Genomic DNA, 11,923 nt, shown 5'->3' with positions numbered 1-11,923 from the left:
CCTTAATGACAAAAGTAGGAATAAACCATGAAAACAGGCTTAATTAAAACAATCAGTAAAATCGCTTTGGTATTAATACCAACACTTACTTTATCAATGACGGCTGCGGCGCATGACCCCAAGTTGCACGCAAAAAAGCCTGAAAAAGCCGATTGTAGCAAAGTGGATCACAGCAAGATGGATATGAAAGATCCTGTCGCTATGGCCATGATGAAAAAATGCATGAAACAAGCAGAAGTTTCGAGCGACAAAATTGACGGAATGATGGATGGCAAAATGGATCACAGCGAAATGGGTGAAAAGATGGATGATAAAGACATGAAGAAAGATAAGCATAGCAATCATTAAATACATTTGAGAGAACACTTAGCGCAAAGTCATGGGCTAAGTGTCTTTTAACTAAAGAAGGACAGGCTATGAAAATACTTAAATTATTACTGCTACTTGTTGTGTTAGGCATAGCAGCCGCTACAACCGTTATTTACTCAGGCATTGTTAATGTTGCAGCCGATGAACCTCACAGTGACCTAGTTTATTGGCTTTTAGAAGAAACGAGAGAAACGTCCATAATAAAGGCAGCGGAAGATATTGAAGTGCCAGATTTAGTCGATCCTGAATTACTCCTTAGTGGCGGCGTTGACTATAACTTTATGTGTGCAAGTTGCCATTTAAAACCAGGACAAAATCAAAGCGATATGAGTGTGGGTTTATACCCAGCACCGCCTAATTTAACCATTGCTCCTGAAAGCCATGAAGGTGATGAACACGGGGATGATGCACAAAGTGCTCGTCAAAACTTTTGGGTAATCAAACATGGTATCAAAGCGTCTGGTATGCCAGCTTGGGGTAAAACCCATGATGATAAACGGATTTGGGCGATGGTGGCATTTATAAACAGATTACCCACATTAACACCAGAGCAATATCAAATAATTACGGCAATAGAATAAAAACAACTCAGAATAGAGATTCTTATTATATGAAAATTACAATGCAAATACAGTCACTTCTTTTGTTACTTAGCGTGTGTTTTAGCAGCGCTGCTTTTTCTCACGGAGAAGAAAAACATCAAGATAAGCAAGTTATGTTCACAGGAACTGACACTGAGGCGGGACAAGTAGTAGTCGCATTCCACAAAGCGCTTGAATCTGGAGATGCAGTGAAGGCTAGAAGTTTACTGGCAGATGATGTGCTGATATTAGAAGGAAGCGGGGTTGAACGCAGTGCAGATGAATATGCTAGCCACCATATGTTATCTGATATGAAATATTTACAAGCTATCGACGTAAAAACACTGGAACATCATGTACAGGTGTTTAGTTCAATCGCCATTTCAATTTCACGAAGCTCAAGTAAAGGTGTTTATAAGGGCAAGAAAATCGATAACGCAGGGAATGAAACAATTACCTTATTGCAAGACAGTGATGGTTGGAAGATTGCTCACATCCATTGGTCTAACTAATAAAGCACCTAATCTGTCATTGCGTTTGGCAACTTCTAAAGCGGCAACAATCATTGCGGTGGTCACTAAATATTTTGTCATTACCCACAGCATAATACGCCTCCAAAACATAAAACCGATTGTCTATCGGTTTTCTCTGTGCCAGTATAAACACCGTTTAAAAATGAGAAAGGCTGTTCTGAATGTTTCTCGGAGAACTTGAAAGACAAGTATTACAATATTTATGGGCATCGCCTGATGCCGATGTAAAACAAGTGCATGCTGCTTTGGCTCCTCACCGTGAAAGTTCATTGAATACAGTTCAAAGCGCATTAGAGAGACTATTCAAGAAAGGTTTACTGAGCCGCGATAAAAAGGGCCACGCATATCTGTATCGTGCAAAAATAGACCGTGAGCATCTAATCGCAAAATTAATAGACAGTGTTACCGGTGATTTCATTGGCCAGGGAGAAAATAGCCTAGTAGCTGCGTTTTCTTCTGTTTCCAACGAATTAGATGAAGCACAACTTGATCAGTTAGAGCAATTAATTGAAGTACAGCGCCAACAGCTTCAAAAGAGTAAGAATAATGGTAACTATTCAGCCTCATGAAAATATATTTTGACGATCCCAGCGATCGTATTGACTGATCCCGCTAGGATGTCAGACTTGCCTTAATATCACTTTAGTTATTAACCAATGAAGATTGACGGCATTGAAATCGACAGTGTGATCGATTCAACAAAAAAGTTGCTTACAGAGGATAAATCAATTTCGCCGGCCTTAAGAGCGGCAATTGAATTGATCATGCTGGTTGTGTCTTTGCTTGCTAATCGATTAGGACTAAATAGCCAAAACAGCAGTAAACCACCCTCCACAGATTTTGATAGAAAGAAGAATTCAAGGACTAAATCTGACAATCCGGCCGGCGGCCAGAAAGGGCGGGAGGGTAAAACGCTGAGCCCGTTCGAAGAGCCCGATGTAGTCAAGGATATTCCCGTAAACAGGGCGCTATTGCCTCCTGGGAAGTATCGTGATGCTGGCGTCCAGTGTCGTCAAGTGGTTGACATAGAAATATCACGCATGGTCACCGAATACAGAGCGCAAATACTGCTCAACGAAACAGGCAAGAAATTCACAGCTGAGTTTCCACAAGGTGTTAACAGTGCTATCCAATATGGCGATGGCATTAAAGCGCACGCGGTTTACCTGTCACAATATCAATTGCTGCCTTATAAACGTATTGAAGAGTATTTTTCCGATCAACTCAATATTCCGATCAGTGCGGGAACCTTGTTTAACTTCAATCAAAAAGCGTCAGATTTAATTGAGCAAACAGGTGCCGCGGATCGGATCAAAGCCGCACTACGAGCATCACCCGTGCTGCATGTTGATGAAACAGGCGTCAACATTAACGGCAAGCGGCGTTGGTTACATTGTGCCTCATCACTTACCTGGACGTATTTCCATGCCCACGATAAACGTGGGAAAGAGGCCATGGATGCGGCCGAGATACTGCCATGCTTTACGGGCATTCTGTGCCATGACCACTGGAAACCTTACTACAAATATATCCTATGTGAACATTCTCTGTGCAATGCCCATCATTTGAGAGAATTGGAAAGAGCGTGGGAGCAAGACAAGCAGAAATGGGCCAATGAAATGCGTGCACTGCTGACCAAGCTTTGTCAGGACGTGAAGGATAATGACGGTAAGTTAACGCCAGAGTCTGCCCGCGTCGCCAGAGAACAGTACCGTGAAATACTCTTTGAGGGTGATAAGGAGTGTCCGCCACCAAATGAGGAGGACCGACCAGCAGGACAACGGGGTCGTTTAAAACGAACCAAAGCGCGCGCCTTGCTTGAACGGCTCAGAGAATTTGAAAATGATGCGCTTAGATTTATCGAAATAAAAGATGTCCCCTTTACTAACAATCAAGGGGAAAACGATATTCGAATGACAAAAGTACATCAAAAAATATCGGGATGTTTCAGAAGTCAAAACGGTGCGGATATGTTTTGTTTGCTTCGCAGTTACATATCCAGTTGTCGCAAGCAAGATGTTTCAGCAAGTGAGGCGTTGCGACTATTGTTCAAGGGCAGGCTTCCTGACATCTTTTCATCTGCGCGACCTGAATAGTTACGAATAATGTTGATTAGTAGCTGGGCTGTCGCTATGAATCTTATAGCAATTGCATTGTTGGGGTTCTTTATTGCTGCGTTAATCATGTCTTGTGCATGGTTGTTGTTAAACAAGTTTATTAACTTGTTTTCTATGAAGTCACAAAAGTCACTGGTATGGGGTTGGGTAGCAGGGCCTTGGTTTTTAGGATTAATAACGACATTATTATTCAGCCCTTTATTTGCAAATACATTTTTATATAGGTGGATTGAAGAGGTAGCACACTGGCATCATTTATATGTATTTCAAATGAGCAGTTGGCACGGTATTTCTGTCATATTATTCGTATTTTTTAGCGTTGCGCTAATATCCATGAAAGGTTGGCAATTGTATCAGCAAAACAGCGCAGTACAGGTGTTGAATGCTTTCTCGAATTCCCATCAAAAAAATTACGGACTGCATAATGTAGTGGTATTACAAAGCGATGTTCCAACAGCGTTTACATCAGGATTATTTAAGCCTAAATGCTACGTTTCCAGTGGTCTAATAAATAATCTTAGCGACAAAGAGTTAGACATAGTGATCCAGCATGAACTGGCACACGCTCACAAAAAAGACCCGTTAAGCAAATTATTCATCGCCTTTTTGTCAGCTTATTATCCCAAAAAAATCGCAATGGATCTGAACGCAAAGTATTCGTTAATCACCGAACATTTAGCAGATCGCGCCACTGCAATTCAGCATTCTGCTGAATACGTTGCAAGTACCCTTGTCAAGGTGGCTAGGTTACAAAAAGTGATGCCAACGCAGGTGCAAAACCCAGCACTGAGTTACTTCGGCGCAAACTCTATTACACAACGGGTACAGCAACTGCTTAATCCAACAAACAAATCTATTCCGCTATTAATACCGTTGAGTTCAATGTTGATAATGCTGTGCTTGACGGTCCTAGCAGTTGATGCCACTCACCATCTCGTTGAAACTATATTTACTCATTCTTAAGGACATCTTAATGCAACCAACAACAGGTCTTTGCTTACGCATAAAACCGACCGAGGCTCGGTTTTACAGTGCGTTTACTCGTCGTTTTTGCGGCTATATGACAGCAAGTGTATTGCTGTTTGCACAGGCAGCCAACTCTCAGGACAGTGAGGTGCAGAAAGTCTTACAACTTGAACAAGCCATCACCCTTACGCTTGCTGAGAACCCCGACATGGAGGTTTTTTCACATCAGCGTTCTGGCTTAAATGCAAGAGTAAAACAGGCTGGTTTTCTGCCACGACCTGTGATTGGACTTACCATTGAAGATGCTATGGGAACCGGAGAACACAGTAATTTTGGCGCGGCACAAAGCACATTGAACATCACTTGGGTGCTGGAACAGGATGTAATAAAAAGTCGAGTGCGAGCTGCAAAAAAAGCCGTAACCCAAGTTGATTTTGAACAAGAGATCAAAGCATTAGATGTGTCCGCACAAACGGCTAAGTTATTCATACAATCACTTGTCTTCGAGCAAAGGATGCAACTGGCTAAACTTGCTGAGCAACAAGCAAAACTTGCTGTGGATGCGATAAATCGAAGATTAGAGGCTGGGAAAAGCTCAGAGATCGAAAAGCTGCAAGCAGAGGCAGAATTAGTGCGCAGAGATCTAGAGGTAGAAGATCTCATGCATGAACTTTATGCCAGCCGCTACCAGTTAGTGGCTCAATGGGGCGGGAATGCGAATGACTATTCACTCAAAGGTGATCTGCTAATGGTGCCAGTGATAGACAATTTGCAATCAGAGCTTGAGAAACTTAACCAACATCCCGCTTTATTAGCATTTGCAAATCAGCAGCGGATTGCAGAATCAGAAATAGAGCTGGCTCGCATAGAAGCTAAGCCAAAATGGCAAGTTTCGGCTGGGATCAGGCGCTATGAAACAACCGATGACTTTGGATTGGTTGCTGGAATTTCGATCCCTTGGGGCAGTGATAAAAGCATCCTTGGTCAAGTACAGGTGGTCAAAGCTCAGCAAGCAAAACTCCAAAGCCAAGCCATTGCCTTATCACGAAAGCTCAACACTCAGCTTTTTGTGCTATTGCAAAACATCAATCATAGCAAACATGTGATAGATACCCTGACTGACAAGGTGATCCCCTTGTTGGAGCAGGCGTCAGCAGAGTCCAGTAAGGCATACGACATTGGAAAAATAGGCTATTTGCAGTGGACTACTGTAAGGCAAGAATTGCTCAGTACTCAGGCACAGTTGCTTGATGCCTATCAAGCTATTCATCTACAACATATCGAAATTCAGCGCCTGACGGGTGTCTCTGTATCCAATTAAGTGAGAAAGAAATGAACAAACCAACGAATTTTTTAGTGTTGTTATGCCTGTTAGGGATGGTCTCTACTATGTCGCCTAACATTGTATTCGCAGAATCTGCCCCCGTAGAAGAAGAGTCTGAGCCGGAAAAAGGACCACATAAAGGAAGGATGTTACGTGATGGGGACTTTGCTATTGAACTAGCTATTTTCGAATCAGGCGTACCACCTGAATTTCGCGTTTGGATCACTAAAGGCAAAAATGCGGTATCTCCTTCCGATGTTGACTTGAACGTTAAGCTGATACGTTTAGGGGGAGTGGTCGATGATATCAACTTTAGAGTCGAAGGCGACTATCTTCGCGGCGACACGGTTATATATGAACCTCATTCTTTTATGGTTTCTATTGAGGCTAATTACCAAGGTCGAAAATATACGTGGCAGTACGACAATTTTGAAGGGCGCACACTTATCGAGGATAAAGTGGCCAAGGCGATGAATATTGAGACTGAATTTGTAGCGTCTGCAACCTTGCACCAAACGATTAAAGTCTATGGCAAGCTTGTCTTACCAGCCGATGCTAAACGCACAATACAAGCGCGTTTTGAAGGCGAAATCAAACAAGTGCATGTTGGCTTGGGTGATGCTGTTAAGAAAGGACAATTGTTACTGACAATAGAAAGTAATGAGAGCCTAAAGTCGTTTCAAATACATGCCCCGATTGCTGGTATTATCAGTCAACAATTAGCCAATACAGGTGAACAGACTAACGATCGCATCCTATTGGAAATTACTCAGCCAAATAAGCTATTGGCTGAGTTGGCAGTGTTCCCAATGGATATGTCCAAAGTAAAAAAAGACGCACCTGTCATTCTGACCGTTAACGGTTACGACACCATTATATCCTCAGTCATTAGTGATAAAAGATTAACGGCTAGAGACGATCAAGCCAGATTGTTTTTAGTTGAAATCGATAATTCTGATGGCAGCTTGAATGTAGGCCTTTTTGTATCAGCATTGATAGAGATTGATACCTTTGATGTGCCTTTGGCAGTCAAACGTATTGGGTTGCAAAGCTTCAGAGACTTTACCGTGGTGTATGCGAAGGTGGGCGAGCAATACGAAGTACGCATGTTGGAATTAGGCCGCGAAGCAGGTGAATGGAATGAAGTACTTGGCGGTGTCGATTTGGGTACAGAATACGTGACTACCAATAGCTACATCATCAAAGCCGACATTGAAAAGTCCGGCGCATCACACGACCACTAGGAGCGCTGCATGTTAGATTTTATTTTACGTTTTGCCATTAAGCGCAACATTCTTATTATGGTGTTAGTACTTGGCGTATCGGCGCTAGGTTTATGGAACTTTACCAAGTTACCCATAGATGCGGTGCCTGACATTACCAACGTTCAGGTGATGATAAACACCGATGCTCCCGGCTATACACCCTTGGAAGTCGAACAACGCATTTCGTACCCACTGGAAACTGCTTTAGCTGGACTGCCAAACCTTGAAGGAACACGGTCAGTTTCGCGCTATGGTTTATCTCAAGTTATTGCTATTTTCGGTGACGACACTGATATTTATTTTGCCCGTCAGTTGGTAAATGAACGACTATCATCAGCAAAGTCTTCACTGCCCGTTGGACTTGAACCTCAGTTAGGCCCAATAGCCACGGGGCTTGGTGAGATATTTATGTTTACGGTCGATGCATTACCCGATGCAACTGATAAAGACGGCGAGCTAATTACCCCTATGGACTTACGCTCAGTTCACGACTGGGTTATTCGTCCACAATTAATGCGTGTGCCTGGTGTGGTTGAAGTCAATCCTATTGGCGGCTTTGAACGAGAACTGGTAGTCGCATTTGAACCTGAAAAGTTGCTCTCATTTGGTCTTACTCAGGCTGATATCGTTCGCGCTATTGAAAATAACAATACTAACCAAGGAGCCGGTTTTATAGAAAAAAACGGTGCTCAGTGGTTAATTCGCATCCCCGGGCAAATTGAAGATATAGACGCACTGAAACATATTGTGATTGAAACCACAGACGGCGCTAGCGTCCGAGTCAGTGACGTTGCCAATGTTAGCGAAGGGCATGGATTACGCACCGGTGCTGCAACACAAGGTGGGCGAGAGGTCGTCATGAGCACCGTGTTTATGTTAATTGGTGAAAACAGTCGTACGGTAGCTTCTGCTGTGGGAGAAAAGCTAAAAGACATAAACAAATCACTACCCAAAGGAATAATCGCCACCGCAGTTTATGACCGAACTAAGCTTGTCGACCAAACACTTAACACCGTGAGGACCAATCTGACGGAAGGTGCGTTGTTAGTTATCGTTGTGTTATTTCTATTACTGGGTAACTTTCGCGCCGCGTTTTTGACCGCACTGGTTATTCCCATCACGATGTTAATGTTAATCTCTGGTATGGTGCAAACCAAGGTGAGTGCCAATTTAATGAGCCTAGGTGCATTGGACTTTGGTTTGCTGGTTGATGGTGCCATTATTATTGTGGAAAACTGTTTACGACGGCTAGGTCAAGCGACTCCCGACGGCCAGCAGCTAGCGTTAAAACATCGTTTGGAAGTGGTTTTTACGGCCACAAAAGAAGTGATACGCCCCGCCTTGTTTGGCATGTTTATTATCACTGTTGTGTATATCCCTATATTTGCACTTGAAGGCGTTGAGGGTAAGATGTTCCATCCCATGGCAACGACCGTCGTTATCGCATTGCTATGTGCTACTATTTTGTCCGTCACGTTTGTGCCAGCCGCAACGGCATTATTGTTCAAAAAGCCGGTCAAAGAACGCCACAATTATATTATGAGTGGCGCTACTTTCTTGTATCGACCGGCACTTGACTGGGTGATTAAAGCCAGATGGTTTGTAGTTATTTCTGCTATCACTTTGGTGGGCATTATGGGCTACCAAGCTACACGTCTTGGCAGCGAATTTGTACCTAACCTAGATGAAGGTGATATTGCCATGCATGCACTGCGCATACCTGGCACTTCATTGAGTCAAGCGGTTGCACTTCAAGAAAGCTTAGAAGCACGTATTATGGAAATGCCAGAAGTAGAGCGAGTATTCTCCAAAATTGGCACAGCTGATGTGGCAACGGATGCAGTACCGCCAAGTGTTGCCGACAACTTTATTATTCTAAAATCACGCGACTTATGGCCTAATCCCAAGAAACCAAAAGAGCAAATTATTGAAGAATTAGCCGCATTAGTTGAGCCGATACCCGGTAATCGATACGAATTTTTACAACCTATACAAATGCGCTTCAATGAACTTTTATCCGGCGTGCGAGCAGAGTTGGCTATCAAGGTGTTTGGCGACAATTTTGAAGTACTAGACACGGTTGGCAGTAGCATCCAAGAAGCGATTGGCAGCGTTGAGGGCATTGCTGATATACAAATGGAACAAACTACAGGTTTGCCCATGCTAACCATACAACCCAAACTTGAGAAACTTGCGCAATACGGGATCTCTAAAGCTGACATTCAGCAACAACTGTCCACATCATTGGGTGGTCGCGTTGCCGGTAAGTTCTATGAGGGCGATGCCATAGCCGACATTGTAGTGCGTTTGCAAGAAAACATGCGTAGCGACATTGATGCCCTTTATCGTTTGCCAATACATTTACCCGATGGGCAATATGTGCCGCTGCAAGAATTGGCTAACCTAGAGATGTTACTAGGTGCAAACCAAGTGAACCGAGAAAACGGTAAACGACGGGTTGTGGTCACCGCGAATGTTAGAGGCCGTGATTTGGGCAGTTTTGTCACCGATATTCAAACGCAAATTAACGCAAACGTGGATATTCCTGCTGGTTACTGGCTTGAATACGGTGGTACATATCAAAAACTGCAATCAGCCTCAAAGCGGTTATCGATTGTGGTGCCGCTGACCTTATTTATGATCCTTGGATTACTAATTCTGGCTTTAGGCTCATTTAAAGACGCCATGATCATCTTTACAGGCGTGCCACTTGCCCTAACGGGTGGTATTGCAGCGCTCTTGTTGCGCGATATTCCATTCTCCATTTCAGCGGCTGTGGGGTTCATTGCGCTATCGGGTATCGCCATAGGAAACGGCTTAGTAATGGTGACGTTTATCCGTGACTTGCGTAAACAAAATATCCCGCTAGAGGAGGCAATATTTAACGGTGCGATCACTCGTCTGCGCCCGGTTATTACCACCGCGTTGGTTGCCTCTTTAGGCTTTGTGCCGATGGCGCTTAATACCGGTATTGGCTCTGAGGTTCAACGACCGCTTGCTACTGTTGTTATTGGTGGGATCATTTCTGCCACTTTGCTGACTTTGTTTGTAGTGCCAGCGCTATATCGCATATTGCATAAAGACAACAAGAATATGAGCACTGAGGAGCTATCCCATGCCCAGTAATATTTTACGATTGGCCATATTGGTGTTTGGTATTGTATTAATGAGTATGTCATTCGATATACTCGCCCATGGCGTTGACGACAAGACCCGTATGTTCTTAGAACAAAATACAGGGGTGCAATTTATCCCCTTTATTTACATTGGTGCAAAACATATGTTTACGGGTTATGACCACATATTGTTCTTGGTAGGTGTTATATTTTTTCTTTATCGAAGCCGTGATGTACTGCTGTATATAAGCATGTTCACCATTGGTCACAGTATTACTTTGCTATGGGGCGTGCTGGGCGATATTCAGGTCAATCCTTATCTGATAGACGCCATAATTGGTTTCTCTGTGGTGTATAAAGGCTTTGACAACTTAGGCGGATTTAAACGCCTTCTGAGTAAACAACCCAGCACTAAGCTCGCCGTATTAATATTTGGCTTATTTCATGGTTTTGGTTTAGCCACCAAACTGCAAGAATTTGAATTAGCATCAGATGGCCTCATCACCAACATGATTGCCTTTAACATCGGCGTTGAACTCGGCCAATTTATGGCGCTCGCGTTTATCGTCATTGCGATTAACTTTTGGCGAAAATCACCTTCATTCCAACGCTTTGCGACTACCACTAACACTATGCTAATGAGCGCCGGGCTGATGTTAATTGGGCTGCAATTAACCGGCTACTATTTATCTTAATAAAGAACGAGAAACCCTATGACACAACATGTAGTTAGCACTAAAACATTACTTAAATCTACGATTGCGGCCACGGTAGTTGCCCTGATTGTATTCGTTGTTTTTATTCTTCCAGCAGAATACAACATTGACCCAACGCATATCGGTCATAAGTTGGGTTTGACAGCATTAGCGCATCAAGACGCTGAAGCAACCCCACAAGCTGAAACTTCTGTTGCTCCAGTAAAAGGACAACAGGTGATAGAAGTAACAGTGCCTGCTGGCAAAGGGATCGAGTATAAGTTCCACATGAGCCAGCATGAAAAGCTGACTTATGAATGGGTAACCGATGGCGAACCGCTTTACTTTGACTTGCATGGAGAGCCAGAAGGAGATACGACCGGATATTTTGAAAGTTATGCCATTGCTACCTTGGCACAGATGAAAGGAAGTTTTACCTCGCCTTTTACCGGTTCTCATGGATGGTATTGGAAAAATAATAGTGACGCCCCCGTTGCGATCCAATTGATCGTAGCAGGTCAATTTGAAGTGATTGGACTTAAACAGTAAACATATGAGGACTAAAAACATGAAAATTTTGACAAGTGCAGTTTTATTCATCGCTCTTCTTGGGCAAGGTAATGCCTTTGCTCATAGCAATCACAATGTCATCAGCGGGCAGACTGCTTTGAGTGTTGCGAGCAAATCAGTTAAACAATTAACCTTTAAAGATTTCGGTTTTGAAGTTGGAAAACTCGATGCCAGTTGGAAAGCATTAAAAGACAGTCATTTTAGTGTCGTCGATGTTTTGGAGGACTCGTTCATTATTAGCGCCAAAAATATTGCTAGTGAAAACACGATATTTTTTCGGATCGCTAACAATGGGAAGATTTTGAACGTTAAGAATAATAATGAATTTTAATATTTAAGGAAGCAGCTTGCTGCTTCCTCGATCTAACATATTGATTGACATAGTTT

General features: G+C 43.1%; 12 protein-coding genes. All 12 read left to right on the top strand.

The features are described 5' to 3' along the window. The first annotated feature begins 27 nt into the window (after positions 1–27). The 12 genes from CXF95_RS10100 (at position 28) to CXF95_RS10045 (ending at position 11,867) form a co-directional block, all read left to right on the top strand. Positions 28–348, top strand: a complete 321-nt coding sequence (locus CXF95_RS10100; protein ID WP_101198529.1) for a hypothetical protein — start codon at positions 28–30, stop codon at positions 346–348. A gap of 68 nt (positions 349–416) precedes the next feature. After that, positions 417–950, top strand: coding sequence for a cytochrome c (locus CXF95_RS10095; protein WP_101198528.1), 534 nt, complete (start codon positions 417–419; stop codon positions 948–950). A gap of 29 nt (positions 951–979) precedes the next feature. Continuing rightward, on the top strand, positions 980–1,462 hold the full coding sequence (locus tag CXF95_RS10090; protein ID WP_232787752.1) for a DUF4440 domain-containing protein: 483 nt from the start codon (positions 980–982) through the stop codon (positions 1,460–1,462). A 182-nt stretch (positions 1,463–1,644) separates the two neighbouring features. Beyond that, on the top strand, positions 1,645–2,052 hold the full coding sequence (locus CXF95_RS10085) for a BlaI/MecI/CopY family transcriptional regulator (protein ID WP_101198527.1): 408 nt from the start codon (positions 1,645–1,647) through the stop codon (positions 2,050–2,052). Positions 2,053–2,139: 87 nt separating this feature from the next. Next, positions 2,140–3,579 carry an IS66 family transposase gene (locus CXF95_RS10080; protein WP_101197042.1) on the top strand — a complete coding sequence of 480 codons (1,440 nt, stop codon included), beginning with the start codon at positions 2,140–2,142 and terminating at the stop codon, positions 3,577–3,579. A gap of 36 nt (positions 3,580–3,615) precedes the next feature. After that, positions 3,616–4,563: a M56 family metallopeptidase gene (locus CXF95_RS10075; RefSeq protein ID WP_232787751.1), complete on the top strand. Its 948-nt coding sequence runs from the start codon at positions 3,616–3,618 to the stop codon at positions 4,561–4,563. Between the two features lie 10 nt (positions 4,564–4,573). Next, on the top strand, positions 4,574–5,887 hold the full coding sequence (locus CXF95_RS10070) for a TolC family protein (protein ID WP_101198525.1): 1,314 nt from the start codon (positions 4,574–4,576) through the stop codon (positions 5,885–5,887). Between the two features lie 11 nt (positions 5,888–5,898). Then, positions 5,899–7,134: an efflux RND transporter periplasmic adaptor subunit gene (locus CXF95_RS10065; protein ID WP_101198524.1), complete on the top strand. Its 1,236-nt coding sequence runs from the start codon at positions 5,899–5,901 to the stop codon at positions 7,132–7,134. A 9-nt stretch (positions 7,135–7,143) separates the two neighbouring features. Further along, entirely contained in the window at positions 7,144–10,281 is a 3,138-nt protein-coding gene (locus CXF95_RS10060) for an efflux RND transporter permease subunit (RefSeq protein ID WP_101198523.1), read from the top strand. Continuing rightward, the gene (locus tag CXF95_RS10055) at positions 10,271–10,966 is read left to right on the top strand and encodes a HupE/UreJ family protein (protein ID WP_101198522.1); all 696 of its coding nucleotides are present in this window, start codon (positions 10,271–10,273) and stop codon (positions 10,964–10,966) included. The genes CXF95_RS10060 and CXF95_RS10055 overlap by 11 nt, the downstream gene beginning before the upstream one ends. 18 nt (positions 10,967–10,984) lie before the next feature. Beyond that, entirely contained in the window at positions 10,985–11,515 is a 531-nt protein-coding gene (locus CXF95_RS10050) for a hypothetical protein (RefSeq protein ID WP_101198521.1), read from the top strand. A gap of 19 nt (positions 11,516–11,534) precedes the next feature. Continuing rightward, complete coding sequence (locus CXF95_RS10045) at positions 11,535–11,867, top strand: DUF6488 family protein (RefSeq protein ID WP_101198520.1); 333 nt, start codon at positions 11,535–11,537, stop codon at positions 11,865–11,867. Positions 11,868–11,923 lie beyond the last annotated feature (56 nt).

The sequence above is a fragment of the Paraglaciecola sp. MB-3u-78 genome (genome assembly GCF_002835935.1).
Taxonomy (GTDB): Bacteria; Pseudomonadota; Gammaproteobacteria; order Enterobacterales; family Alteromonadaceae; genus Paraglaciecola.
The sequence above is the reverse complement of the archived record's forward strand: the minus strand, read 5'-3'. Positions and strand labels throughout refer to the sequence as shown.

Excerpts from the sequence above, each read along its gene's own strand:
- CXF95_RS10055 (WP_101198522.1), top strand. The coding sequence starts at position 10,271 with ATGCCCAGTAATATTTTACGATTGGCCATATTGGTGTTTGGTATTGTA.
- CXF95_RS10050 (WP_101198521.1), top strand. The coding sequence starts at position 10,985 with ATGACACAACATGTAGTTAGCACTAAAACATTACTTAAATCTACGATT.
- CXF95_RS10045 (WP_101198520.1), top strand. The coding sequence starts at position 11,535 with ATGAAAATTTTGACAAGTGCAGTTTTATTCATCGCTCTTCTTGGGCAA.
- CXF95_RS10075 (WP_232787751.1), top strand. The coding sequence starts at position 3,616 with ATGAATCTTATAGCAATTGCATTGTTGGGGTTCTTTATTGCTGCGTTA.
- CXF95_RS10085 (WP_101198527.1), top strand. The coding sequence starts at position 1,645 with ATGTTTCTCGGAGAACTTGAAAGACAAGTATTACAATATTTATGGGCA.
- CXF95_RS10070 (WP_101198525.1), top strand. The coding sequence starts at position 4,574 with ATGCAACCAACAACAGGTCTTTGCTTACGCATAAAACCGACCGAGGCT.
- CXF95_RS10060 (WP_101198523.1), top strand. The coding sequence starts at position 7,144 with ATGTTAGATTTTATTTTACGTTTTGCCATTAAGCGCAACATTCTTATT.
- CXF95_RS10095 (WP_101198528.1), top strand. The coding sequence starts at position 417 with ATGAAAATACTTAAATTATTACTGCTACTTGTTGTGTTAGGCATAGCA.
- CXF95_RS10065 (WP_101198524.1), top strand. The coding sequence starts at position 5,899 with ATGAACAAACCAACGAATTTTTTAGTGTTGTTATGCCTGTTAGGGATG.
- CXF95_RS10080 (WP_101197042.1), top strand. The coding sequence starts at position 2,140 with ATGAAGATTGACGGCATTGAAATCGACAGTGTGATCGATTCAACAAAA.
- CXF95_RS10100 (WP_101198529.1), top strand. The coding sequence starts at position 28 with ATGAAAACAGGCTTAATTAAAACAATCAGTAAAATCGCTTTGGTATTA.
- CXF95_RS10090 (WP_232787752.1), top strand. The coding sequence starts at position 980 with ATGAAAATTACAATGCAAATACAGTCACTTCTTTTGTTACTTAGCGTG.